Below are 25,863 nucleotides of genomic sequence, written 5' to 3'. Positions count from 1 at the left end.
GAGCAATCCCATTGTCGATCCGTCCATTGCATGGCTTTCACGACCGCTGGCGGAAAGCGTGGCGAAGGCGCTTTGGCCTTCAACGCCCACATCGGCGGCTGGTCAAAACTTCGTCACTTCCTCCACGTTTTTCTCGACATCCGCGCGTTCGATCCAGAATGTGCGGAATGTCTTGTCGGCCAGGAAGCGCAGTTGATCGCTGTTATGCTTCGACCCAGGCTGGCTGCTATTGCCATAGCTCATCATGCCTACCGCTTTCATCGGCGTCCCGAATTCGACCATCGACACCCAGGTTTCACCATGAGCAGGCGTCCGCTCGCCATTCTTCATCGGGCTCCAGGTGATCGTGCGAAACACGCCGGTATTGCCGTAGCCACCGTTACCCGGCAGGCTGACATCGCCGATGTGAAAGCGAGACACATCGCCATAGGGGCGATCGACCGCGCCATAGAGTGATCTGGTCTTGGCTACCGCTTCCTTGAGCATCACCACGGCGGCAGCGGCATCCTTCAGGCCGCGCGGCGTCGCCAGCGGATCATCGAGGGTCCATTTAACCGCGTAGTTGGACTGGTCGGTGAAATTCTTCGGCGCAAAGATCGCCGCCCAGGTTTCAAATAACAGGGCGCCGCGGCTGTCCGCCTCGAACTTGTGGTCCCAACCCTTCAGCAACGTAACGGCTGTCTGGATATCCGGGTCATTCGACGCGGCGGCCGCTGCGATCAGATCCGGCAGCATCCGCTGCGCCATCAGTGATGTCGTGGTCAGCTTGCGTTCAACGAAATCGTCGAAGCCGATCTTGTCCTTGCTCGACATCAGCTTGATCGACATCTGCGCCCGCTGGCTGACCGGCCCTATGGGTGCGACATAGGCCGGAAAAGCCTTGGGATCGAGCTGGCGTGGCCATGTGGCGAGCCATGGCGGATCATTGGCGTTCTGGACGAAACCGCTGGCGGGATCGAATATCTTGGGCATGTCGTCATAGCTGTGGATATCCTTCCACAGCGTCGCGGAGCTATCGCCCGATACTGGCGCCGACCAATATTTGAGGTCGCCATCGGGATGTTTAGGCAGCAGGCCGTTGTCCAGATAGAGGATATGGCCTGCCCGATCGGCATAGACGATGTTGAACATCGGTACCTGCATCGTGCGCAAGGCCTTCTGGAAAGCGGCCCAGTCCCGCGCCTTGCCCATGTCCAGATATTGCTGGAGCACGCCGGGGCGGTCGAGACCCGCCACCTTGAGCGCAATGGTAGTCTTGCCGTCCGGCAGGGTGAAAACCGGTCCTTGAATCGCGCTTTTCTGCTCGAAGTTGATGGTCTTGAGCGTGCCGTCGGCCTGCTTGACCTTGTAGCTTTTCATGACCGATTTAAACGGCAGGACCTTGCCGTCGAAACGATAGCCATCATCCGCCAGGGTCAGCTTGTAACTGGTGAAGCCCTGCATGGTGTTGACGGTATTGGTGAAGCCCAGGTCATTGTTGAAGCCGAAGCGCAGCACCGGCAGGCCGACCTGGGTCGCGCCATAGATAGAAAGGCCGGGCGCTGTGATCTGCGCTTCATAATAGGTCAACTGGCTGGGCGCCCAGGGAAGATGCGGGTTGGCAAGCAGCATCGCCTTGCCGCTGGCGGACCGCGATGGCGCGACCGCCCATGCGTTGGACCCTCCCGCTTCATTGGTGGAAGGATCGACCAGAACTTTCCGGTCCGAAGCGATATAGCCAAAGTTCATGAGGCGATGGGCATGCCCGATGATGTCGACACCGCTCAGCGGCAGGACCACGGCCATGGCGGGGTCGATCTTGTCTGGATGGGCCGCCGCATAGGCGTTGACGCCCGCCGCAAAGGCATTGAGATCCTTCTGCATCTGCGGCGCCTGCTGCTTGAACCACAGGGCCGACCGTTCGGGCACGTCGTTGGCCACAAGCCATTTGTCCTGCGCGTCATATTTCGCGCCCCAATATTCGGCCGCGCGCCCGCGTGATTCACCGTACATGCGCAGCAGCAGATTGCCGTGACTCTGCGCCTGCGCATAACCGAAGCCATAGAAGCCGCCTTCCTCGGTCTTGGCGTAAATATGGGGAACGCCGAAACTGTCCCACAGGATTTCACCCTCGCCCCATTTGGTGGACGAGGCGGACGGCGTGGCGGCGGGAGCCGCCAGAGCCGTTCCCGCCAGCATCAGCGCGAGAAATATTGGTCGTGCGTTCATATCGATCATTCCCCGCTTGTCAGAATTTCACGCCCACACGGGCATAATAGGAACCGCCCGTGAAACCGATGGGAGAGGTCCCCGGATAGGCGCCCTGCCCGAGCGTGGCGCTGATCTGGCCCGTTTCATCGGGATAGACGTTGAACAGATTGTTGGCGCCGACCGCAAGGTCGACCATCGGCGTGATCTGCCATCCCAATTCCACGTCCGTAATCCATTTGGCGCCATAGCTGCGGTCGTTGGGATAGGTGGTGACACCCGCAGTTGTAACGCCGTTCTGGAGGACATCGAACTTCCCATAGCGGGTGAGACGCGTGGAAAGGGAAAAGTCGCCGACGCTTGTGTAATTGCTGATCGACAGTTTCGTGCGCGGCAGGTTCGTCGTCATGTTGCTGCGACGGCTACGGTCGAACAGTTCGAAATTGATTGCGCTCAATTCCGACGGATTGTCGATGATCTTGCGGATCTTTGTCTTGTTGTAATTGTAGCCGATATTCCACTGCATGTCGGCCACGTCGAACAGGCTGTGCTTGTACGACGCAACAATGTCGATGCCGCGCGTGCGGGTGTCGATGGCGTTGGTATAATATTGCGCCGACAGGGTCTGCGCCTCCTGTGAGGAGAAGCCGTTGGCGAGCAGGATCTGCGAAATCACCGTGCCCGTCAGCGTGCTGGTGATGGTGATACGGTCGTCGACGTCGATCTGATAGGCGTCGATCGTCAGGTTGAAGTTGCGCATCGGCGTCAACACGACACCAGCGGAAATATTGAACGACTTTTCGGGCGTCAGCGGCTTTGCGCCCAATGCGATCGCCGCCGGATCGTTCACGCCCAGTGTCTTGATCTGCAACAGGACGTTGTTGACGCCGTTGACCGTCCGGAACTGGTTGGTCGTCTGGGTATAGATTTGCTGCGCCACGGCCGGGGCGCGGAAGCCGGTATTGGCGGCAGCACGCACCGCCAGCCAGGGTGTGGCGGCATAACGGCCATTGACCTTCCAGATCAGCGTGTTGCCGCTGCCGTCATCATAATGTTCAAAGCGCGCGGCCGCACCGATGGTCAGATCCTTGCTGGGGTCCCAAGCCAGGTCGCCATAGACGGAGACATTGTCGCGCGACATATAGGCCGCGTCCTGCGGCTGGAAACCGGCCGAACTTTGCGCGCCCGGCGTCATGCCCGCCACGATATTGGAGCCAGTCGCATAGCTTGCCGGATCGCCCGCAAAGGTCTGATAGCGTTCGTGGCGGTGCTGCGCGCCCGCCGACACCTGAAGGTTGCCGCCCCCCACGTCATAACCGCGCGTCAGATCCAGCGAGGTCACGAATTCCGAGGATTTGAGCGTACCGATATAGAATTCGGTGGGGCTGAGCACACCCAGGGTCGGGTTGACCGTCCCTTCCGACGACTGGCGGGCACGGTTGCGGCCATAGCCAGTGCTGAAATCCCAATCCCAACCAGCAACCAGACCCTTGGCGCCCAGCACGAATTCGAAATCTTCCTCGTCGATCATCACATGCGGACGATAGCCATTGGGATAGATGCCCATGACGTTGTTGACGTCCTTGGGATAACGATACGAGTACCAAAGGTCCGACCGCCGCTGGCTGTAGGTGCCAAAAGCATAGAGATGGATATCGCCCAGATCGTAGCCAGCGTTCAGCCCGGTGTTGATGCTGCGCGAAGGCATGGCGCCGAAGCTGGTCGTAACGATCCGTTCCGTGCCGACGGCTGCGGCATCGCGCGGGTCGAGCTGACCGCCGACAAGCGGGTAGAGGCAGGTCGTGGTGGCAGTGCGTGTGCAGTCGGCCAGCGGCAACGCGCGGTTCGACATTTCCTGCTTCTTTAGGTTGAGCGAGAAATTGGCAAAGCCGTTTTCACCCAGCTTCATACCGAAATTAAGGTTCGCCTGATAAAGTTCGCCGTCTGACCGGTCGAAATTCTGGCCAGCCGTGAAACCGGCCGAACCGCCCGAATTATCGTCCTTCAGGATGATATTGATGACGCCCGCGATGGCGTCCGACCCATATTGCGCGGCAGCGCCGTCGCGCAGCACCTCGATATGGTCGATGGCGGCCACCGGGATCATGTCCAGATCGGCGGGGACCGAGCCATTATAGAGCGTGGACACCGCGTTGATGAGCGATGTCTTGTGGCGGCGCTTGCCATTGACCAGGATCAACACCTGATCGGGGTTCAGGCCACGCAAGCCGCCAGTCGCGATCACCGTGGAAGTAGCGCCGCCGGCCCTGACCGGCAGGTTGAAACTGGGCACCAGCGTATTGAGGGCGGAGAATACGCCGGCCTTGCCGGTCCGTTCCAGGTCTTCGCCGGAGATGACGTCGATCGGCGTCGGGCTATCGACAACGGTCCGTTGCTGACCGCGCGATCCGGTGACGACGATGGCAGAACCAACGTCTTCGCCGCTCGCCTGCGGCGCGGCATCCTGGCCAATGGCGAAGGATGGCATAGCCAGCACGCCCGCCAATGCGGTCGACACCAGGCCGATGGATTTCAGAAATGTGCGCGACATGAAGACCCCCCAGGGAATATGAACTGCTTTGATTGGGTAAACGCGGGCGCCCGCCGCTTCTGCTAGTCCACCCAGGCTTTTTGCGGATTTTTCCGGCCCATCGTGCGCAGCACATCCCGAAAGGGCGCGGGCGACTATCGGGCGCATGCACCGGAGGGAAGATCAGAATTTGACCGCGACCTTCCCGTAATAATAGCCGCCGGTGAAGCCATAGGCGCCGCTGGTGGCGTAGAAGCCGGACCCCAGGCTGGCATTTGCCGAGGCAGAGTCATAGTCGGGGTAAACGTTGAACAGGTTGTTCGCACCAACCGATACGGCCAGCACCGGCGTCGCCTGCCAGGTGAACTCGGTATCGGTTATGAACTTGGCCCCGAAATGGCGATCGCTGCCATAAACCGGTACGCCGCCGACTGTCGCGGTTGCATTGCCGAACGAGTTGAACGAGCCGAAGCGGGTGACGCGGCTCGACAGGCTGAAGTCGCCAAGCGTCGCGACATTCCCGATGAACAGCTTCGTCTTGGGCAGATTTTCTGTGATATTCATCTGCGACAGACGATCAAACAACACGAAACCGGCACCGAGTGAAGCGAGTTCTGGAGGATTGGCCTTGATGTTGGTGATCCTGGTCTTGTTGTAATTATACCCAAGGTTCCAGGATAGTTTGAGACCGCCCAGCGCGTGGCGATAGCTTGCCACGATATCGATGCCCCGTGTCCGGGTGTCGATGGCATTTGTATAATATTGTGCACTGATGTCGGACGACAGGCCATTGGCGATCAGGATGGCCGACACCGCACTGCCCGTCAGCGTCGAGGTAACGGCGATACGGTCCTTCACCTTGACCTGATAGGCGTCAACGGTGACGCTGAGATTCTGCAGCGGCGTCAATACGAACCCACCCGAGAAGTTGGTTGATTTTTCCGGCGTCAGCGGTTCGGAACCAAGGGCTATCGCTGCGGCAGACCCCACAGGAAGCGTCTTGATCTGCAACAGGTTGAGAACGCCTGCGATCATGCGGAACTGACCGCTGGTGGAGGCGTAGATTTGTTGCGCGAGAGCGGGCGCGCGAAAGCCCGTGCCTGCCGCCCCCCGGAACGAGAACCAGGGCGTTACAGCCTGACGGAAATTGACCTTGCCGATCAACGTATCTCCGCTGGCATCATCATAATGTTCGAACCGCGCGGCTGCGCCGATCGTGGTCGACGGACTGGGGTCCCAGGCGACATCGGCATAGGCCGCCAGATTGTCGCGGGAGATGCTGCCCGCATCCTCCGGCGTGATGCCGTTGGCCGCCTGCCCACCGGGTGCGGGACGGATCGTCACGCCGTTCCTGACATAGGTATAGCCGCCCGCCGCATAGGAATCCGGCTCGCCGGGCATTATCTCATAGGTTTCGTGACGGTGCTGAAGACCGGCGGAAACCTGCAAATGCCCGGCAACGTCGAAGCCCTTGGTGAGATCGAGCGAATTGACCCATTCGGTGGACTTCAGCGCACCGACATACAGTTCAGTCGGGCTAGTCGGCCCAAGCGTGGGATTGTAGGTTTCATAGCCCTGACGATAGGCATAATTTTTGCCATAGGTGGTGCTGAGATCCCAGTCCCATCCAGCGACCTGACCCTTCAGGCCCAGCGCGAATTCAAAATCATCTTCCACAACGTCGAGGCGCGGCCGGAAGCCATTGGGATAGACCTCTGGCAGGGTCGCCGTGTTGTTTGGGGCACGGAAGGTAAAGTTCAGTTCCGAATTGCGCTGGCTGTAGGTGCCGAAGGAATAAAGGTGAATGCCGCCCGCATCATAGCCAACATTATAGCCGACGTTGAAACCCTTGGCCGGGAAAGCACCATAATTTTTGGTGACGAGGCGGTCGATCGTGGCTTCGCGCGGGTCACGTTGACCGTTGACGAGCGGATAGAGGTTGATGTTATCGGCGATCGGCACGGCGCGGTTCGAAACCTGCTGGATCTTGCCATTGGCGAAAATGTCGAGGAAGCCCGATTCACCCAGCTTGGTGCCCCAGTTTCCCTGCACCAGATAATTTTCGCCATCGGAACGGTCATAATTCTGCCCTGCGGTGAAAGAGGCCGAACCGCCATTCGTACCGCTTTTCAGAATGAGGTTGATGACGCCGGCGATAGCGTCCGACCCATATTGCGCGGCGGCACCGTCGCGCAGCACCTCAATATGGTCGATGGCCGAGGTGGGGATGAGATCAAGATCGGCCGGGACCGAGCCATTGTAGAAGGAGGAGACCGAATTGATGAGCGATGTCTTGTGGCGACGCTTGCCGTTGACCAGAATCAACGTCTGATCGGGATTCAGGCCGCGCAGGCCGCCAGTGCTGATGACCGTGGAAATGCCGCCACCTGCGCGGGTCGGCACGTTGAAACTGGGCACCAGTGTGTTGAGCGCGGCGAGAACGCCGGGCTTGCCCGTGGCTTCGAGTTCCTTGGCTGAAATGACGTCGATCGGCGTGGGACTATCCGTAATCGTCCGCGCGAGGCCGCGCGACCCGGTCACGACGATATCCGGTCCCGGTTCGTCCAGCGCTGCCTGTGGGGCGATGGAAGCGGCGCTCCCCTGAACCATCATGGCGGACTGCATGCTCATCGGCAGGCTGGTAACCGACAGACTGGCGACCTCCATCCGGCGCGCTGGCTTTGCGCCACCGATCAGCGACAAGGCGATCACATTGCTGTTGGCGAGCGACACCTTGAGACCACTGCCCGCGATGAGACGGGATAGCGCAACATTGGGGGCCATGCGGCCATTTACCGACGGTGCGCGAAGCCCCTCGACCTGATCATAGGAAAACAGGATTTGAATGCCCGACTGTCGGGAAAATTGCGCAAGGGCGGCTTGCATCGACTGGGCCGGAATATCGAATTTCACGGCCGCAGCAGCGGAAACGGATGGCGCCGCCGCGACTGCCACAATCGCAGCAGACGATGTAATAGCCGCACGCAGAATATTTCGCGTCATGAAGCCCCCTTGAAATTTTCGAATGTTCTGATGGTGGAAACGAGGGGACTCTACGTTTCTGCTAGCGATGGATTAAAATATCTCATTTTTGTTGCAGCAACATGCGCGGTACTTCGCTCTCGATCCGGCCATGGCGGCGAGTGCGCCAAAATCAAATGTCGCGAAGGGATCAAGCCAGGTTAAAAAGGGGAATTGCATGGAATCGATCAGGGTACGACTGGATTGGTTCAAGATCGCGATCCTGCCGCATGAAGGTGCGTTGAGGGCGCGTCTGCGCCGGATCGTAAACCGGCCTTGCGACGTGGACGATCTGGTCGCCGAATGCATGACCCGCGCCTACGCCAATGGCGACGTGACACGAACCACTTCCGGCAAAGCCTATCTGTTCCAGATCGCGCGAAACCTGTTGATAGATGAGGCCAGACGCGAAAAAGTCGTTTCCCTTGAACTGGTTGCGGAACTGGATGTGCTTCATGCCGATCATTCGACCGAAGCCACGCTGCATGCCCGCGACGAGTTAACCTCTCTTATTCACGACGCTCGGTTTCGGGCCCGCTCTGGGCATTTGCTGCGGCTGGCTGTATTGCGCGGACGACCGGCATCGCTGGCGTTTGTTTCACCGCATTCGGATTGATGGGCTTTTCGGGTTGAAGGGCTGGGCTCGGAGTTCTGCGGCGCTGCCGCATGGGCTACGTCGGCGCAGGCTTCAGCCGGAGAACGAGGGCGCGGAACAGGTCGGCATCCGGACAGGCGGAAGCGAAGGCAATGCGGATGCGGCTAGCACTTTCTACGACGCGCGCAGCGACCTTGAGCAGCCGCAGGCGCAAGGTGGTAAACTCCGCGCTTGCCAGAGCAGCGGTCCTGGGCATCGCCTGCTGGATGCGCCATAGCAGCCAGTATGCGGCAGTGTGCAGTATCAGGCGCATCTGATTGGCATTGGCCGAGCGGCACGAGGTTCGGTCGCTGGCGAGCTGGGACTTGTGGCGCTTGATCAGGTTCTCGGCCTGACCACGCGCGCAGTAGAGCGTGTCGTAGATGTGCTCGGCCGATCCTGTTGCCAACGAGGTGACGACATAGCGGATGTCCATGCCCAGCGTGCTGGCCTCGATCCGTGCAACGACGCGACGCTGGCACTTCCAGGTCTTTGCCCCATAGCGGGTCTCGGCATAGTTGCGCAGGACGGGACACTGACGCTGGGCGCGCTTGACCGCGCAGGCATCGGCGACCGCAACAATGGCGGGATCGGCGCGCAGCGCTGAATTGGTGGGCAGGCCGAACACGTAATCGACGCGGGCCGCATCGCAGTAGGCCATGACCTCGGGTCGACCATAGTGCCCGTCGCCGCGGATAGTGATGTGGGTATCGGGCCAATTACGGCGCAGGTGACGCACCAGGCGTCGGATGTGCCCCGCCGCCTCCTTTCCAGAAGGCGTCTTGCCTGTGCGCAGCAGCATGGCCACCGGCCTGCCGGTCGCGGTGTCGTAGATATGGATCGGTAGGAAGCAGCGCTCCCCATGATGCCCGTTCCAGAACGAGAGCTGTTGATAGCCATGCACGACGTCGCACGTGTCGTCGATATCCAGCGTGACCGCTGTCGGAGGGGCGGGATAGCTGGCGCAGTAGATGTCGATCATCGCGGCCATCATGCTGGCCAGTTCGCGCGTAGTCGGTGCATTTTCCCACCGGCTCATCGTCGGTTGGCTGGCCAGCCCCGCGCCCGATTCCGGCAGCTTGCCGAGCGCCAGGCGGAAGCCTGGATCGTCGCGCAGAGCATCGAGATCATCGGCATCCTCATAGCCGCACGCAATCGCGAACACACGGGCACGCAGAATGTCATCCAGGCGATGGATCACCCGCGCTGGATCGCGCGGATCGGCAATACAAGCCGCCAGGCGCTGGCAAATCCCCATCGCGCGCTCGGCCTGTGCAAGCAGTAGAACACCGCCATCCGAGGTAAGCCGGCCACCGTCGAACGCAGCTGTGATTTTCTTGCGGCCGACTGCTGGGAATCCAAATGAGCTTGCGATATCATCGTTCATGGCGGGTGTGGCCCGTGGCATTTTCTGCCCTGCGGCAGGTTCGGCTTAGACACCCAGTTCCTAATTCAGATCAGAGGCTTACGCCACTCCCGCCAACCCTTCAGGACACTTTTGGTGAATAAGGCGGGCTAAGGCATCTCCAGGCGATATTGGAAACCCTGCCGCCACAATGTCGCCGAGCCTTTATTCAGCGCCGCGTTCACGGTAAATCGGTGAAGGAGATAGCAGAAGAGATGGATTTGTCCGTTTTTACAGTGGACAAGCATTTGACGCGCGCAGCGGTAAAGATAATGCACGCCATTGGGCAGTTCGAGGGTTCCGGATTTGGGTGGTCGCTACAAAAGCGCGGAGGAAATTCAGGCCATCGAAGCCGAAGCAGCCCGTCTGTTTCTTAAAGCGCGCGCAAGCGACGCCCAGGCCGACTGGGACGCAGCCTATGCATGGGTCGCGATCGACCCCATGCATGGATTTGCCTTTGCCAAGGCGGAAGCGGGATGGGAGCTTGCTGAACGATTAAGCGAGTTGCCTGACGACCCGATTGTTGTGCCGTCTCGCGTTGATGGATTTGCAGCCCCTGTCTCTGCTGATGACCCCTCTGCTGATGGCCCGCACAATCCCTTTATTCACCGGGCCTCGCCGATAAACCGCAGGGCATGGCTGGGCATGGCGGTTGCCGCCGCAGTGGTTGGTGTCGCGGGTACTGTGACCCTGCGCCTGATCGGGACAGTGGATCACTATCGCACGGCCTTGGGTGAAACGCGTGCCGTGCGCCTTGCTGACGGATCTGTCGCTCATCTCAATACCGACAGTTCGATCGAGGTCGCGCTTAGGGAAAACATCCGATCGATCAAACTGCTGAAGGGGGAGGCGCGATTTGATGTCGCGCACGACCGGATCAGGCCGTTCATCGTGGATGCTGACGGTACGCAGGTTCGTGCAGTCGGCACGACGTTCAATGTCCGGTTACGCCCTGAACTGACGGAATTGACCGTTATAGAGGGCGTGGTCGCGGTGAAAAATGGCGGATCGCCCGAACACCGGATCGGCGCGGGCAAGAGCGCCGCCGTGCGCAGCGGCAGTATAGCGGTTACGCCACTGGCCAGCGACAAATTGAAACAGCGCATCGCCTGGCAGAACGGCATGATCGAGTTCGACGGCGATACGCTGGAGCAGGCCGTGGCAGAGTTTAACCGCTATCGCGCCACACCGCTGGTCATCGGCGATCCCGCGATCGCCAGCATGCGCATAGGCGGAACCTTCCACAGCAACAGATCCGATGATTTCGTGCTGGCGCTGGAACGGGGCTTCGGGCTTCGCGCTGTCGCGGGCAACGACGATTCCGTCATTCTGGTTGCTGCCGAATAGGGTGAAAAAGGGAAAAGCTTTGCTTCGGTAGCAGAGTGTTGAAAGCTGTCCGTTTCAGCATCCATGGAACATGTACCTCTTCGTCCTCCTGCGCCCATTTCAAGCAAGGCCCCGATTTCAAGCAAGGACCGCCTTCGCTCCATCCTGGGAGGATCGATCGGAAATCTGATCGAATGGTATGACTGGTACGTCTATTCGGCCTTCACCCTCTACTTCGCGCCCGTCTTTTTCCCATCGGACGACAGCACCGCACAACTGCTGAACACGGCAGCGATCTTTGCCGTCGGATTTCTCATGCGTCCCCTGGGCGCATGGATGATGGGAACGTATGCCGATCGCAAGGGGCGCAAAGCGGGCCTGACCGTATCGGTCATGCTGATGGGCGGCGGTTCGCTGATGATTGCCTGCATCCCCGGCTATGGCTCCATCGGCATGGCTGCACCCCTGCTCCTGTTGCTCGCACGGCTGATGCAGGGCCTGTCGGTGGGCGGCGAATATGGCGCCAGCGCCACCTATCTTTCGGAAATGGCGCAGGATGGTCAACGCGGCTTTTTCTCCAGCTTTCAATATGTGACGCTGATCGCCGGTCAGTTGCTGGCGCTGTGCGTGCTGCTTCTCCTCCAGTTACTGTTGACCGAGCAGCAACTGGAAAGCTGGGGATGGCGTATTCCCTTTGCGGTGGGTGGGCTGATGGCGGTCGGCGTCTATTATCTGCGCCGCGGGTTGCGAGAGACAGAGCAGTTCGAAGAAAGCGCGGCGGATGCCGGCAAGCCCCGTTCGGGCGGATGGATGCTGATCCGGCGGCATCCGCGCGAGGTACTTCTGGTTATGGCGCTGACCGCAGGCGGTACGCTCGCCTTCTACGCCTACAGCACCTACATGCAGAAATTCCTGGTCAACAGCGCCGGCTTCGGACGTCAGACGGCGACCGCAATCATGGCCTCGGCGCTGTTCATCTATATGCTGCTTCAGCCCTTGGCAGGCTGGCTTTCCGACCGCGTCGGACGCAAGCCGCTCCTGCTGGCCTTCGGGATCGGTGGCGTGTTGTTTACGACGGCGATCTTCACCCGGCTTGAAACGGTTACATCCTCCTTCGGCGCGTTTCTGCTCGTATTGTCGGGGCTGGTCATCGTTACCGGCTATACGTCGATCAACGCGGTCGTGAAGGCAGAACTGTTCCCCGCCCATATCCGCGCGCTGGGCGTCGCCCTGCCTTATGCCCTGGCCAATACGCTGTTCGGCGGCACCGCCGAGTTCGTTGCCCTGTGGCTGAAAGCACAAGATCTGGAAGGCGGTTTTTACTGGTACGTTACCGCCATGATCGCCGTTTCGCTCATCGTCTATATCCGCATGCCTGACACACGCACCACCAGCCGTATCTGATCGACCCAGGGGAGCCACCATGAAGACTTCATTGCCCAAGACATTGTCCCGCACCCTGCCACTCCTGCTCGTTCTGCAAGCAGGCATCAGCCATGCTGAGGATGCAGGCACCGCCAAGGAACCCGCTTTCACATCCATTCAGGAGGCCGACTTCGCCATTGCCGGATCGCTTTCCAATAGCTGGGCCGATTTCGATAATGATGGCGACCTCGACCTGGCAGTATCTTTGAAGGGGGGCGATATCCGCCTGTATCGCAACGACAAGGGCAAGTTCGTGAATATCGGCCCCGCGGTTGGCTTGCCATCGTCCGGTCCGGAAATGCGGGGGGTCGCCTGGGGAGATTATGACGGCGACGGCTGGGTCGACCTGTTGGGTGGGGCAACCATGCCCGACCAGTTGAGCCTGGTGTTTCATAATGAGGGCGGCAGGACATTCACCAATGTCGCCCCCGAACTGGGCCTGACAATTCCGGGACGTTCCGCTCGTCAGACGAGCTGGCTCGACTATGACAATGACGGCGATCTGGACCTTTACGCCTCGAACCGCATCGGTCCCAATGCCCTGTTTCGCAACGACCAGGGCAAGTTTGTGCAGGTTTTTGCGGGCACCAGCCTGTCCGATCCGCGCCCGACTGTTGGCGCTTGCTGGTTCGACTATGACCGCGATGGCGACCTGGATCTGTTCCTTGCCAATCAGTCGGGCGCTACCGATTCCCTGTGGCGCAACGATGGGACTGCTTTTGTCGATGTGGCAGCGCAGGCCGGCGTCGATAATCCGGGGCGCACCAAGGAAGAAGGGGGCGTCGGCTGCGCTGTGGGCGACTATGACAATGATGGCTATCTAGACCTGTTCGTACCCAATTACGGGCATAACGCTCTCTACCGGAACAATCGCGACGGCACCTTCTCCAACGTTGCCAAAGAGATGGGCGTCGGCATCGAAAATCATGCGGTCGGCGCGGTATGGGGCGATTATGATAATGACGGCTATCTGGATCTCTTCGTCACCTCCTATACCGGCGAGCGTAACCAGCAGACCCCCAAGGATAGCCTGTTCCATAATCAGGGCGGCAAAGGCTTCGTGAACGTGCTGACACCGGAATCCAAACTCAATGTGGGTGACCATGGCGTTCAATGGGTGGATTATGACGCTGACGGGGCGCTCGACCTGTCGGTCATGCGTGGTTACACCGACAAGGGCGGGCACTTCCTTTTTCACAACGACCTGCCCAATGCAGATGCGCGCCGAAGCCTGAGCGTAACGGTGCTCGACGTAAAGGGCCGCTTCACCAAAATGGGTGCGGAAGTGCGGCTCTATGACAAGGCCGGGAAAATCCTGGCGACCCGGCAAGTATCGACTGGCGACGGCTATAACTCACAAAATGCCGCGCCCGTCCATTTCGGACTGACATCCATGACCCCGGTTACCGTGGAAGTCACCTATATGAGCGCGAGCGGCAGGCAGATGCAGACCATCCAGAATGTGAGCCCCAAAAAATATACCGGCAAATCCCTCGTCGTTCGCCAAGGCAAATAGCGTCATAGCGCTTAAACCGGGCCTGCATTAGCTGCCATGCATGCAGGCTATCCAGCGAGCGCTATCAACTGGGCAAGTCCGTTTGCACCCGTTTTTGCCATTATGGCTGCACGATGATCTTCGATAGTTTTGGGACTAAGCGTCAACGCTCCCGCCATCATCTTGGTGCTGTACCCCTGCACCAGAAGATCAAACACCTGTCGTTCGCGGGGCGTCAAGGCCGCGGTCCGCGACTGCTGGTGTCGGCGCTCAAGCGACCAGGCGACGCCCTCGGCCACGGCGGCGAGCAGTCGCGCTTCGTCCAAGGGCTTTTCAAGATAGTCGAGACCGCCATAGTGCCGCACGGAATCGACCGCATTGGCGGTGGTCGGCCACGCTGTCATGAAGATGATCGCGACGCCGGTATCAAGCACGCGCAACTGATCGGCAAAGCCGAAGCCATCCAGATCCCCCATCATCACATCGGTAATCACGCAATGGGCGGGCGCCTGCGTATAGACATCAAGCAGCAGGGCAGGATCCAGAAAGGGTTCGGCGGCATAGCCATTGCGGATCAGCAATCGGGCCACGCTGCCCCCCAGATCGCGATCGTCATCCACGACATAGACAGTCGCGGCAGGGCTGTCCGTCATAAATCGTCTCCAGTCATGGCCGCCTCCGCAATGCGTGGCAGAGCCAGTCGAGCATGCACGATGCCCTGATCATCCGTGTCCCGTGTCAATGTTCCGCCGTGGGCCACCAAAATTGCCCGGGCGACCAGAGTCCCCACACCCATTCCCGGTTGCGGCAATCGGTCAGGAGCTACCGGGTTCGATATGGTCAGCCGCACCTGCATCGCGTCCTGCGACACGGTCAGCGTTACGCGTCCGCCATGGCTTGCCTGGATTGCATTACGCAGCAGGTTGACCAGCGCCTGCACCAGTTCCACTTCCTGCGCCATCACAACCAGGTCGGGATTCACCGTCGGTAACACCAAAGCTGTTCCTGCTGCCTTCGCCTCGGACGAAACGACCGATATGACGCTGTCAATCAGGACAGTCAGCGGCAATGGCGTGGGTTCATCGACAGTCCTGCCGCCAAAGCGGCGCAGCCGCCGTACCAATGTGGACAGCGCTTCAGCCTTGCGGTCGATCAGGGCCGCGCTTGCGGCGATGTCCGGATCGGCATCCCCGGTTATTGCGTGGAGGTGTCGGGCTTCAATCGCCAGGGTCGAGAGCGGCTGGCTGATCTCATGAATCACGGCCACCGACATGGCCCGTAATGTCTTGAGGCGCTCGGCCTGGAACAGCAGCCGATCGCGCCGCGCCAGATCGGCGCGGGCGCGCGTCTGCGCATCGGCGAAACTGCCCGCCAGATAGCCGACAACCATAACCGTCGCGAGACCGAGGTGGATTTGCAACCGCTCCATCGTACCGATCGCCCCCGCCGTATGCGGCAGCAGTAGCAGGACCACCACCATCATAGCCCCCCACGCAGCACTGCGCCCAAACCGCAGTCCGATCCAGGCGACGGCCAGTGCCAGCGGCATGGGCTGTGGACGGAAGCCCAGCCACTGTAGAACACCCGCGAACAGCATGCCGCACGTCAGTACCAGCATGGCTTCAGCCACTACCGCCAAAGCAGGCAAGGTGCGCGGTAGCGCCGTGCGACCCGTCGCCACATCGATCAGCCATAGGAGCGGGGGCGCCACCACAAGCACGCCCAGAAGATCGCCAACCGTGAACGCCGTCAGAGCGAGCATGATGCTGCGAGCATCGGTGACACCGATCATGTCCGGTCGGATCAGGAGTTCCGAAAGGGCCGCGATTGCGGCGAGGAGAGGCGCGACGATCGTTGCAAGGCCAAACGGCATGGGCGGCAATAATATGCTGGCGCGAACACCGCCCGACAGCCACCGGGTGAACGCCACCGCGATCCCGTAAGCAAATGTGGGCCGTATCACGCCGATGATTTCCAGGATCAGATCAGGTGATCCAATATGAACGCCGCCATCAAGGATATTGACGATAACCTCGACCAGCGCCGTGGCAGGCGTCAATCTGGAACCGACGTACCAAAACAGCGTCAGCCGCAGGCCCGCCGCAGGCCCGCCGCAGGAAACCAGACAGAGTAGAAGCCTTCGCCGCCCCAGGCCGCGGCGACCCAGTGCGCCAGAGCGAAACCGATGCCATATAATAGCAATATCGACCAGTCGGAGCCATGCGGAAGGCGTCCCCAGCGGCGCAGGCTGGCTGATTGGGCATAAGGAAGAACAGCCATTGCGATCCCCTTCTGGCAAAAACGCTTGGCTGAACATAGCCGGGAAATTCCCGGACATCCCCGGACATCATTATAGTCACCGGGTTTTTCCCGGATGGCGCGGCCCAGGATAGGGTGGCTACCGATCACTTGTTCGCTTCTCGCCGATTGCTTCCTCATCGAAGCGCTGTGGGATGGACCCGGGCGGCGTATGCGACCCACGCCGCCCGGACTTCCCGACCTGCCTGCGTCAGAAGGGTGCGATCCCGGCGAGAGCGGCTCTATCAAAGAAACCGGCGGGGTCAGGCCCCGTCCGGCTCTGCCACACGCAGCATCGCCAGGGCGGCAAGCGCCAGCACCGCCGCCGCGCAGGCCATCGTCCAGATGGGTTCAGTGGGGAAGAAAGCCCGCAGGACGCTGCCCATGACGGTCGCGACCAATAGCTGCGGCATGACCACGAAGATATTGAAAAGGCCCATATAAACGCCCAGCTTTGTCTGCGGCAGGGTGGCGGCCAGGATGGCGTAGGGCATCGACAGGATGGAGGCCCAGGCAATGCCGATGCCGACTTCGGACAGGATCAGCCAATGTGGATCACGGATCAGAAGGAAGGACCCGAACCCCATCGATCCGGCGATCAGACAGAGGGCATGGGTCCGCACTCGTCCCAACCGGGCCGCAATATGCGGCAATACGGCCATCGCAAACAACGCCGCCACACCATTATAGACCGCGAACAATATGCCGACCCAATTGCCGCCAACGTTGAATGCCGCCGACTGCGGATCAGCCGACCCGAACATATATTGGGCCACCACCGGCGTCGTGTAGATCCACATGATGAACAGCGCCGACCAGCTAAAGAACTGCACCAGCGCCAATCGCTTCATCGTGTCCGGCATCCCTGAAAAATCGCCGACGATATGGCTGAGCAGATTATCCCTCCGCCCCGTCCGCACCAGCATCGCCGTTCCCAGCCGCGCCAGGCCAAAGGCGATCAGCAACTCGCCCAGCAGATAGAGTTCCTTTTCAAGCCCCAGCCCGCGCACACCGACGATCACCAGCGCGCCCGCGACCAGCCAGGGTGCGACAGCACCCACCCCGGCGGGCGGCGCGGCGCTGACCTCTTCCTCGGTTCCTGCATGATAGCGCGCCAGCGTATCCGGATCATATTCGCGCGTCGTCAGCACCGTCCACAGCACCGCCGCCAGCAACGCCCCGGCCCCCAGATAAAAGCTGTAGCGAACCGTATCGGGAATCCCGTTTCCCGCCACCGCATTGGACACGCCCAACTGGTCCAGCAGCCAGGGCGTGGCCGACCCAACTACCGCTCCTGCGCCGATGAAAGCAGTCTGGAACGCATAGCCCGCCGTATGCTGGTCCTTCCCCAGCATATCCCCGACAAAGGCGCGAAACGGCTCCATCGACACATTGAGCGACGCGTCCAATATCCACAGCGTGAAGACCGCGAACCACAGCCCCGGCGCACTGGGCATCAGCAGTAACGCGATGGCGGACAACAACGCCCCGGCCAAAAAATAAGGCCGCCGCCGCCCGAACCGCCCCCATGTGCGATCGCTATAGTGGCCGATGATCGGCTGGACCAGCAGGCCGGTCAGCGGCGCGGCCACCCACAGCAGCGGCAAATCATCGAGCGATTCGCCCAGCGACTGGAAGATGCGGCTCATATTGGCGTTTTGCAGCGCGAAACCGATCTGGATGCCGAAAAAGCCGAAGGAAATATTCCACAGGCCGCCAAATCCCTGCCGGGGCTTCTCCATCTCCATCACGCTCCCTATCTGTTCTGTTGCGTGCTGCTTGGCCCGCCCGGAGGTCCAAGGGAACTGCGTATTCGTATGCGTGAATGCATCACAGGAAAACTGTTCGATCAGCCTTCCGAAGACTGCCGAACCACCAACCGCACCGGCAGCACCGTATCGCTCGCCTTGCCGCCCTCTATCTGCCGGACCAGCGTATCGACCAGCACGTCGCCGGCCAGTCGCTGATCCTGCACTACGCTGCTCAGTGGAGGACTGGACACGCGGGCCGTGGGAATATCATCGAACCCGACCACCGCGACGTCCTGCGGTATCCTGCGCCCCGCCTCCTGCAACGCCCGCATCGCCCCCAACGCGATCGTGTCGCTGGCGCACATGATCGCGTCGAAGCCAGCGCCTGCGCTCAGCAGCGTCTGCGCCGCGCCATAGCCATCTTCCTCGAAATTCAGCGCCTCGCGATGCAGCGCCGGGTCGATGGCCCGCCCGGCCGCCTCATGCGCGTCGGCATAGCCGCGCCAGCGGGAGAAGAACTCCGGATAATGGCGTGTCGCCGTGCCGATGAAGGCGATCCGCCGCCGCCCACCCGCCATCAAATGCACGGTCGCATCCTCGCCACCCTGCCGGTTGTCGCAGCCCACGGTAACGCCCGGCTGACCATCCTTGCTCGATCCCCACAGCACGAAATGCGTGCCCTGGGAAACCAGCAACTCCAGCTTGCTGCGGGTCTGCTCATAATCGCCATAGCCCAGCAGGATGATGCCGTCAGCCTTGCGGCTATCCTCATATTCCGTATGCCAGTCCTGTGAAAATTGCTGGAAGGATATCAGCAGATCGAACCCCCGCCGCGCGCAGGCCCGTGTGATCGATCCCACCATCGACAGGAAAAAGGGGTTGATGTGCGACCCGTCTGGCGTCGGGTCTTCAAAAAACAGCAGTGCCAGCGTGTTGGATCGCTGGCTGCGCAGGCTGGAGGCGTTCTTGTCCACCTTATAGTTTAGTTGATGGGCAATCGCCTCGATCCGCTTGCGTGTTTCCTCGCTGATCGACGCATGGCCACGCAGCGCGCGCGACACGGTTGGCTGCGAAACCCCGGCCAGTTGCGCGATGTCGAAGGACGTGGCCTTTCGCGGCGGATGCATGGCGTCTGGCTCGCTGCCTCTCTTACGTGCCACGCGATGCGGCCCGCCCGTCATGCCAGATCACATGTCCCCGCGCAAATTGCTGCATCCCGGCTGCAACAATGCTGTTGCAACAGGGCATCACGCACAACGCCAGCCATCATGTATTCGTATGCACGTTCGTTGCCGCTGCCGGGGCGGGCAGCGCAAAGAGGCCTCACGGGTCGCCGCCGTTCAACAGGACATGGCGACGACGGGCAGTGACTTGCCTTCATCGCGGGGAACCGGCGCCGATCAGAGCGCCGCCCACCGCGTTGAAGCACAGGGGAGGAAAAGACCAATGACCAGCATTCGTATCTCAGCGATCCTGTCGCGATCGACCAGCATCGCGGCTCTTGCCGGCGCGCTCGCCATTGGCAGCGCCCATGCCCAGACCAGCATCCCGCAGGAAGCCGCCGCTCCTGTTGACGACAGCCAGGCAATCGTCGTCACCGGCTTCCGCGCCGCCCTTGAAAATGCCGTCATCGCCAAGAAGGAGCGCGATCAGGTCGTCGAGTCCATCTCCGCCGAGGATATCGGCAAGCTGCCCGACGCCTCGATCGCCGAATCCATCACCCGCCTCCCCGGCCTCACCTCGCAACGCGTATCGGGCCGCTCCAACGCCATCTCGATCCGCGGCTTTGCGCCCGACTTCTCCACCACGCTGCTGAACGGCCGCGAGCAGACATCGACCGGCGACAACCGCGCCGTCGAATATGACCAATATCCGTCCGAAGTCGTCAGCCAGGTGCTGGTCTACAAGACGCCGATGGCCAGCCTGATCGGTCAGGGTCTGTCGGGCACCGTCGACCTTCGCACCATCCGCCCGCTCGATCACAAGGACCGGACGATTTCGGTCGGCGCACGCGGCACCTATGCCGACCTTGGCAAGCTCAACGCCGGGTCAAAGGACAAGGGCTATCGCGTCAACGCCAGCTATGTCGACCAGTTCGCCAACGACACGATCGGCATCGCACTCTCGGCCAGCTATCTGGACGAACCCTATCAGATCCAGGAATTCAACGCCTGGGGCTATGCAGGCGACGGCACCGCCGCCAGCCCGAAGGTCATCGGCGGATCGAAATCCTACGTCACCTCCACCAACCTCACCCGCCTTGGTCTTCAGGGTACGCTGGAATGGCGCCCCTCACCCAATTTCACGACCAGCTTCGATGGTTTCTATTCGGATTTCAAGGACGATCAGATCAAGCGCGGCGTCGAACTGCCGCTCGCCTTCGGCAATAATCTGGTGACGCTGACGGGCGCGACCGTCGCCAACGGCTTCGTCACGGCTGGCACCTTCAACAATGTCGAAGGCGTGGTCCGCAACGATGTGTTCGAGCGCAGGGCAAAGCTCTATTCCTTCGGCTGGAACGGCGCGTGGAAGGGCGACGACGGCTGGAACGTCACGCTGGACCTCAGCCTGTCAAAGACCGACCGCAACGAACTGGTGCTGGAAAGCAATGCCGGCACCGGGCGCGGTGAGAATGTGGGGCTGAAAGATTCGATCGGCTTCATCAGCGGATCGAAGGGTACCTTTTTCAGCCCGACACTCAACTATGGCGACTATAACCTCATCAAGTTGACCAGTCCGCTGGGCTGGGGTGGAACCCAGATCGCGCCGGATGGCTCCTCGATCCTCAACGGTCAGGACGGCTATTACAACAACCGCCTGATCAAGGACGAACTGCGCCAATATCGCCTGGATATCGAAAGGGAGATGGACAACGGCTTCCTGCGCAGCGTCCAGGTCGGCCTCAACTATACCGACCGCACCAAGTCGCTGACGCCCGACGAAGCCTTCCTCGGTATCGTCGCCAACACCGACGGCCTCACCAGCACGCCGGTTCCCGAACAGTATCGCAAGGGCACCACCAATCTCGACTTTCTGGGCCTTGGCCCGGTCATCAGCTACGATCCGCGCGATCTGTTGGACGCTGGCATCTACAAGCTGGTGAAGAACCCCTATGGCGACGTCGTCGTCAAATCCTACGACATCGCCGAAAAGGTGATGACCGCTTATGCCCAGGGCAATATCGACGCCGAACTGGGATCGGCGACCCTGACAGGCAATTTTGGTGTGCAAGCGAACTGGACCGACCAGAACAGCAACGGCGCCACCGCGACCCAGCAGGGCACCAACGCCAATGGATCGCCCAACATCGTGGGCACTGCGCGCCGGTCCAGCGTCGACTATCTCGACGTGCTGCCCAGCGTGAACCTGTCGCTGCGGACGGCGGGCGATCTGGTCATCCGCCTGTCCGCCGCGCGGGAAATTATCCGTCCGCGCCTGGACGACATGCGCGCCTCGCTCAGCTATGAGTTCAACATCCAGGGCAATACTGCGCTGGTCACCGGCAAGAGCGGCAACCCGACCCTGCGTCCGTGGCGCGCCAATGCGGTCGACCTGACATTCGAGAAATATTTCGGGCATCAAGGTTACATCGCCGCCCAGTTGTTTTTCAAGGATCTGAAAAGCTACATCTACACGCTCGACCAGTCCTTCGACGTCGCCGGACTGGCACTGTCCAACCCCGGCAATGGCGTGACGATCCTGCCTGTCGGCCGACTGGAAATCCCGGTGAATGGCAAGGGTGGCAAGCTGTACGGTATCGAACTGGCGGGCACCCTGCCCTTCTCCGCCATTACGCAGGCGCTGGACGGCTTTGGTGTCACGGGCAGCGGCTCCTATACAAAGACGCAGATCGCTCCCACGCCGGGCGCGGACTCCCGCGATCTGCCGGGCTATTCGAAGTGGGTGCTGAACGGCACGGCCTATTTCGAGAAATGGGGCTTCTCCGCCCGTGGTTCGGTTCGCTATCGTTCAACCTTCATCGGCGAACTGTCGGGCTTCGGCGCGGCGCGTACCCGTCGACGGGCAGCAGGCGAGACGATCGTCGATGCGCAAGTCGGCTATGACTTCCAGGAAGGCAGCGCGCTCCACGGCCTCTCCCTGTTCATCCAGGGTCAGAATCTGACGGACCAGCCCTTCACCACCACCAATCCGGGTTCGCCCGGTGAAGTGATCGATTATCAGAGCTATGGTCGCCGCTTCCTTGCAGGCGCGAGCTTCAAGTTCTGATCGACCGGCTTGGATGACCCGTCCGCCTGCACGCGGACAGGTCATCCAGGCCTGCGGGCGCCTGCACGCACCCCATTGCACAGCCGCCGATTTCCAAAGGATAGTCGCCCGATGCTTCGCGCTCCGCTCACCGCCCTTGCCCTTCTGCTCGCGCTGCCCGCGCAGGCGCAGACCGCGCCCTCGCCGGACAGCTATCGCCAGCGTCTGCCGGAGGATGAAACGATCTATTTCCTCCTTCCCGACCGTTTCGAAAATGGCGATCCAGCCAATGATCGCGGCGGGCTGAAGGGCGACCGGCTCAAGACCGGCTATGATCCCACGGCCAAGGGTTTCTTCCACGGCGGCGACCTCAAGGGGCTGATAAAGCGCCTCGACTATATCCAGACTCTTGGCGCCACCGCCATCTGGCTTGGCCCGATTTTCAAGAACAAGCCGGTGCAGGGCGCGCCGGGCGAGGAATCGGCGGGCTATCATGGCTATTGGATCACCGACTTCACCCGCGTCGATCCGCATTTCGGCACCAATGCGGACATGAAGGCTTTGGTGGACGCCGCCCATCAACGTGGCATGAAGGTCTATATGGACATCATTGCCAACCATACGGCCGACGTCATTGCCTATCGGGAATGCGCGGACCAGTCCGCCTGCCCCTATCGCTCGCGCGCGGACTATCCCTATCAGCGGCGCGGCGGTGCGGCTGGTGCGGCGATCAATGGCGGCTTTGCAGGCGACCGGATCCAGACCGCCGACAATTTCGGCAAGCTCACCGATCCTCGCTTCGCTTACACACCCTATCTGCCGAAGGGGGAGGAAAAGGCCAAGACTCCGGCCTGGCTCAACGATCCCATTCTCTATCATAATCGCGGCAACACCACCTTCACCGGGGAAAGCGCGACGATGGGCGATTTTGTCGGTCTCGACGACCTGATGACCGAAAACCCGCGCGTGGTGCAGGGGATGATCGACATTTTCAGTCAGTGGATCGACGATTTCGGCGTCGACGGCTTCCGCATCGACACCGCCCGCCATGTCAACCCGCAGTTCTGGGCCGCCTTCGTTCCCGCCATGCTGGACCGCGCCAAGGCGAGGGGCATCCCCAACTTCCACATTTTCGGCGAGGTTTCGCAGGACGCGATGGAGCCGGGCACGTTGGCGGTCCATACCCGCGTCGACAAGCTACCCGCGGTCCTCGACTTCGCCTTTCGCGCCGCGATCATCCAGGCGGTGGGCGGCGAGCAGGGCACGGACAGGTTCGAACGCCTGTTCTTCGGCGATCCGCTTTATGAAGGCGGCAGCGCCGCCGCCAATCGCCTGCCGACCTTCATCTCCAATCACGACAATGGCCGCTTCGCTTATTATGCGCGCAAGGCGCTGCCACAAGCCAGCGACGACGAAATCCTCAAGCGCACGCAATTGGCCCATGCCATGCTGCTGCTGCTGCGCGGCGTCCCCACCATCTATTCGGGTGACGAGCAGGGCTTCACCGGCGACGGCAACGATCAGGACGCGCGCGAGGATATGTTCGCCAGCAAAGTGGCGGTCTATAATGACAACCGCCTGCTCGGCACCAAAGACACCACCGCGAGCGAAAATTTCACCGCCAGCCACCCGCTCTACCGCACCATCGCGACCCTCGCGAAGCTTCGCGCGGCGCAACCCGCCCTGCGTCGCGGCGCGCAGATCGTCCGCAACTATTCGGACAAGCCCGGCCTGTTCGCCGTTTCCCGGATAGACCCGCAAACGGGCCGCGAACTGATGATCGCGTTCAACACCGCGATCACGCCCTTCTCCGGCAATGTGGAGGTGGACCCTGCCTCCTCCGCTTTCGTTCCCTTGATCGGCGACTGCCCTGTCCATCCCACGGCGCCCGGCACGCTGGCGCTCACTATTCCCGCCCTTGGCACTCTCGTCTGCGGAGCCGTTCAATGACCCCTGCGCCCGAAATCCTTGCCCAAGCCGACCCCGCCGTTATATGGTGGCGCGGGGCCGCCATCTACCAAATCTATCCGCGCAGTTTTGGCGATGCGAATGGCGATGGCATCGGCGATCTGGCCGGCATCACAGCCCATCTCGACCATGTCGCCTCGCTGGGCGTGGACGCCATCTGGCTGTCCCCCTTCTTCCCGTCGCCGATGAAGGATTTCGGCTATGACGTGTCGGACTATTGCGGGGTCGATCCGATTTTCGGCACGCTTGATGATTTCGACGCGCTGATCGCGCGCGCGCATGCGCTGGGCCTGCGCGTCATCATCGATCAGGTCTATGCCCATACCTCCGACCAGCATCCCTGGTTCGTCGAGAGCCGCGCATCCCGCGACAATGGCAAGGCCGACTGGTATGTCTGGGCCGACGCCAAGCCCGATGGCTCCCCGCCCAGCAACTGGCAATCGGTATTCGGCGGCCCCGCCTGGCGCTGGAATGGCCGCCGTCGCCAATATTATCTGCACAATTTCCTGGAGTCCCAGCCCCAGCTCAACGTCCACAGCCCCGCCGTGCAGCAGGCTCTGCTGGACGCCGCGCGTTTCTGGCTGGACCGGGGCGTCGATGGTTTTCGCGTGGATGCGATAAACTTCGCGATGCATGACCTCGATTTCCGCGATAATCCACCTGCACCCGTCACGGCCAAACTGCCCACCCGCCCGTTCGACTTCCAGCTCAAAATCTACAATCAGAGCCACGCCGACATCCCTAAATTCATCGAACGGCTTCGATCCCTGACCGACGAATATGGCGCGCGCTTCACCGTGGCCGAGGTTGGCGGCGATAATGCCGAGCGGGAGATGAAGCTGTTCACCCAAGGCGCCAGCCGTTTCAACAGCGCCTACGGCTTCGACTTCCTCTATGCCGACGCGCTGACGCCCGCCATGGTCGCCGACACCGTCGCCCTGTGGCCCGACACGCCGGGTCTTGGCTGGCCAAGCTGGGCGTTTGAAAATCACGATGCGCCGCGCGCCATCTCCCGCTGGACGACGCCGGACGCGCGGCCCGCCTTTGGCGCGATGAAGATGCTGCTGCTGACCTGCCTGCGCGGCAATATCTTCCTCTATTATGGAGAAGAACTGAACATGACGCAGGTCGATATTCCGTTCGAGAAGCTGCAAGATCCCGAGGCGATCGCCAACTGGCCGCTGACACTGAGCCGTGACGGCGCACGCACCCCCATGCCGTGGAAGGGGGATGCTCCGGACCTGGGCTTTGGCAGCCGCGATCCCTGGCTCCCCTTCGGTCCCGATCATGCTGCGCTGGCAGTGGATCGTCAGGAGGGCGACCCGCATTCGATGCTGACTCTTACCCGCCGCCTGCTCGCCACCCGCAACGCCCATGCGGCGCTGCGCATCGGGTCGATGGAGATCATCACCGCCACCGACACGCTGCTGGCATTCGAGCGGCGCCATGGCAATCAGACGATGCTCTGCGCCTTCAATTTCGGCGCCGATCCGCTCGACTGGACCCCGGACGAACTGGATATCTGGACGGTGGCGGAGAGCGTGAACGACGCCACCATCGGTCATTTGCCGCCGATGGGCGGGATCGTCCTGCAACAGGTCAACTGAACGGAGTTTT

The 25,863-nt window shown here is 61.1% G+C and carries 17 protein-coding genes; 8 read left to right on the top strand and 9 right to left on the bottom strand.

Annotated elements, in window-relative coordinates; genetic code table 11:
* Positions 1-102 precede the first annotated feature (102 nt).
* The 3 genes from WFR25_RS03130 to WFR25_RS03120 form a co-directional block, all read right to left on the bottom strand.
* On the bottom strand, positions 103-2,208 hold the full coding sequence (locus tag WFR25_RS03130; RefSeq protein ID WP_336968432.1) for an acylase: 2,106 nt from the start codon (positions 2,206-2,208) through the stop codon (positions 103-105).
* Between the two features lie 19 nt (positions 2,209-2,227).
* On the bottom strand, positions 2,228-4,738 hold the full coding sequence (locus WFR25_RS03125; RefSeq protein WP_336968431.1) for a TonB-dependent receptor plug domain-containing protein: 2,511 nt from the start codon (positions 4,736-4,738) through the stop codon (positions 2,228-2,230).
* Positions 4,739-4,900: 162 nt separating this feature from the next.
* Positions 4,901-7,720 (bottom strand): TonB-dependent receptor, encoded by a 2,820-nt coding sequence (locus tag WFR25_RS03120; RefSeq protein WP_336968430.1) that lies wholly within the window; start codon positions 7,718-7,720, stop codon positions 4,901-4,903.
* 130 nt (positions 7,721-7,850) lie between these two features.
* On the opposite strand from WFR25_RS03120, the gene WFR25_RS03115 reads away from it, so the two are divergent.
* On the top strand, positions 7,851-8,354 hold the full coding sequence (locus WFR25_RS03115; RefSeq protein ID WP_336968428.1) for an RNA polymerase sigma factor: 504 nt from the start codon (positions 7,851-7,853) through the stop codon (positions 8,352-8,354).
* A 55-nt stretch (positions 8,355-8,409) separates the two neighbouring features.
* Here WFR25_RS03115 and WFR25_RS03110 read toward each other — a convergent pair whose 3' ends face one another.
* The gene (locus tag WFR25_RS03110; RefSeq protein ID WP_013039775.1) at positions 8,410-9,759 is read right to left on the bottom strand and encodes an IS1380-like element ISSp1 family transposase; all 1,350 of its coding nucleotides are present in this window, start codon (positions 9,757-9,759) and stop codon (positions 8,410-8,412) included.
* 149 nt (positions 9,760-9,908) lie between these two features.
* Between WFR25_RS03110 and WFR25_RS03105 the strand changes: the two genes are divergently transcribed.
* The 4 genes from WFR25_RS03105 (at position 9,909) to WFR25_RS03090 (ending at position 14,044) form a co-directional block, all read left to right on the top strand.
* On the top strand, positions 9,909-10,154 hold the full coding sequence (locus WFR25_RS03105) for a sigma factor-like helix-turn-helix DNA-binding protein (protein ID WP_336968422.1): 246 nt from the start codon (positions 9,909-9,911) through the stop codon (positions 10,152-10,154).
* A complete protein-coding gene (locus WFR25_RS03100; protein WP_336968420.1) occupies positions 10,084-11,124 on the top strand; it encodes a FecR family protein in 1,041 nt (346 codons plus the stop codon). The genes WFR25_RS03105 and WFR25_RS03100 overlap by 71 nt, the downstream gene beginning before the upstream one ends.
* Before the next feature lie 63 nt (positions 11,125-11,187).
* Entirely contained in the window at positions 11,188-12,507 is a 1,320-nt protein-coding gene (locus WFR25_RS03095) for an MFS transporter (RefSeq protein ID WP_336968419.1), read from the top strand.
* A gap of 19 nt (positions 12,508-12,526) precedes the next feature.
* Positions 12,527-14,044 (top strand): CRTAC1 family protein, encoded by a 1,518-nt coding sequence (locus WFR25_RS03090; RefSeq protein ID WP_336968417.1) that lies wholly within the window; start codon positions 12,527-12,529, stop codon positions 14,042-14,044.
* A 47-nt stretch (positions 14,045-14,091) separates the two neighbouring features.
* Here WFR25_RS03090 and WFR25_RS03085 read toward each other — a convergent pair whose 3' ends face one another.
* The 5 genes from WFR25_RS03085 to WFR25_RS03065 all read right to left on the bottom strand — a co-directional run bounded on the left by WFR25_RS03085 (position 14,092) and on the right by WFR25_RS03065 (position 19,199).
* Positions 14,092-14,676, bottom strand: coding sequence for a response regulator transcription factor (locus tag WFR25_RS03085; RefSeq protein WP_336968416.1), 585 nt, complete (start codon positions 14,674-14,676; stop codon positions 14,092-14,094).
* A complete protein-coding gene (locus WFR25_RS03080) occupies positions 14,673-16,082 on the bottom strand; it encodes a sensor histidine kinase (RefSeq protein WP_336968415.1) in 1,410 nt (469 codons plus the stop codon). Before WFR25_RS03080 ends, WFR25_RS03085 begins: the two co-directional genes overlap by 4 nt.
* 26 nt (positions 16,083-16,108) lie before the next feature.
* Positions 16,109-16,303, bottom strand: coding sequence for a hypothetical protein (locus WFR25_RS03075; protein ID WP_336968412.1), 195 nt, complete (start codon positions 16,301-16,303; stop codon positions 16,109-16,111).
* Between the two features lie 281 nt (positions 16,304-16,584).
* Positions 16,585-18,069, bottom strand: coding sequence for an MFS transporter (locus tag WFR25_RS03070; RefSeq protein ID WP_336968410.1), 1,485 nt, complete (start codon positions 18,067-18,069; stop codon positions 16,585-16,587).
* A gap of 101 nt (positions 18,070-18,170) precedes the next feature.
* On the bottom strand, positions 18,171-19,199 hold the full coding sequence (locus WFR25_RS03065) for a LacI family DNA-binding transcriptional regulator (RefSeq protein WP_336974635.1): 1,029 nt from the start codon (positions 19,197-19,199) through the stop codon (positions 18,171-18,173).
* 319 nt (positions 19,200-19,518) lie between these two features.
* Here WFR25_RS03065 and WFR25_RS03060 point away from each other — a divergent pair, with 319 nt between their 5' ends.
* From WFR25_RS03060 to WFR25_RS03050, 3 genes are all read left to right on the top strand, one after another.
* The gene (locus WFR25_RS03060) at positions 19,519-22,299 is read left to right on the top strand and encodes a TonB-dependent receptor (protein WP_336968408.1); all 2,781 of its coding nucleotides are present in this window, start codon (positions 19,519-19,521) and stop codon (positions 22,297-22,299) included.
* A gap of 111 nt (positions 22,300-22,410) precedes the next feature.
* Positions 22,411-24,228 carry an alpha-amylase family glycosyl hydrolase gene (locus tag WFR25_RS03055; protein ID WP_336968406.1) on the top strand — a complete coding sequence of 606 codons (1,818 nt, stop codon included), beginning with the start codon at positions 22,411-22,413 and terminating at the stop codon, positions 24,226-24,228.
* A complete protein-coding gene (locus tag WFR25_RS03050; protein ID WP_336968403.1) occupies positions 24,225-25,853 on the top strand; it encodes an alpha-glucosidase in 1,629 nt (542 codons plus the stop codon). Before WFR25_RS03055 ends, WFR25_RS03050 begins: the two co-directional genes overlap by 4 nt.
* The last annotated feature ends 10 nt before the right edge of the window (positions 25,854-25,863 follow it).

Source organism: Sphingobium aromaticiconvertens, from assembly GCF_037154075.1.
Lineage (GTDB): Bacteria > Pseudomonadota > Alphaproteobacteria > Sphingomonadales > Sphingomonadaceae > Sphingobium > Sphingobium aromaticiconvertens.
This window is presented reverse-complemented; position numbering and strand designations above follow the sequence as displayed.

Coding starts and splice junctions, on each gene's coding strand:
- WFR25_RS03065 (WP_336974635.1), bottom strand. CDS start 19,199: ATGCATCCGCCGCGAAAGGCCACGTCCTTCGACATCGCGCAACTGGCC.
- WFR25_RS03125 (WP_336968431.1), bottom strand. CDS start 4,738: ATGTCGCGCACATTTCTGAAATCCATCGGCCTGGTGTCGACCGCATTG.
- WFR25_RS03050 (WP_336968403.1), top strand. CDS start 24,225: ATGACCCCTGCGCCCGAAATCCTTGCCCAAGCCGACCCCGCCGTTATA.
- WFR25_RS03090 (WP_336968417.1), top strand. CDS start 12,527: ATGAAGACTTCATTGCCCAAGACATTGTCCCGCACCCTGCCACTCCTG.
- WFR25_RS03060 (WP_336968408.1), top strand. CDS start 19,519: ATGACCAGCATTCGTATCTCAGCGATCCTGTCGCGATCGACCAGCATC.
- WFR25_RS03115 (WP_336968428.1), top strand. CDS start 7,851: ATGGCGGCGAGTGCGCCAAAATCAAATGTCGCGAAGGGATCAAGCCAG.
- WFR25_RS03070 (WP_336968410.1), bottom strand. CDS start 18,069: ATGGAGATGGAGAAGCCCCGGCAGGGATTTGGCGGCCTGTGGAATATT.
- WFR25_RS03075 (WP_336968412.1), bottom strand. CDS start 16,303: ATGGCTGTTCTTCCTTATGCCCAATCAGCCAGCCTGCGCCGCTGGGGA.
- WFR25_RS03120 (WP_336968430.1), bottom strand. CDS start 7,720: ATGACGCGAAATATTCTGCGTGCGGCTATTACATCGTCTGCTGCGATT.
- WFR25_RS03095 (WP_336968419.1), top strand. CDS start 11,188: ATGGAACATGTACCTCTTCGTCCTCCTGCGCCCATTTCAAGCAAGGCC.
- WFR25_RS03110 (WP_013039775.1), bottom strand. CDS start 9,759: ATGAACGATGATATCGCAAGCTCATTTGGATTCCCAGCAGTCGGCCGC.
- WFR25_RS03130 (WP_336968432.1), bottom strand. CDS start 2,208: ATGAACGCACGACCAATATTTCTCGCGCTGATGCTGGCGGGAACGGCT.
- WFR25_RS03085 (WP_336968416.1), bottom strand. CDS start 14,676: ATGACGGACAGCCCTGCCGCGACTGTCTATGTCGTGGATGACGATCGC.
- WFR25_RS03055 (WP_336968406.1), top strand. CDS start 22,411: ATGCTTCGCGCTCCGCTCACCGCCCTTGCCCTTCTGCTCGCGCTGCCC.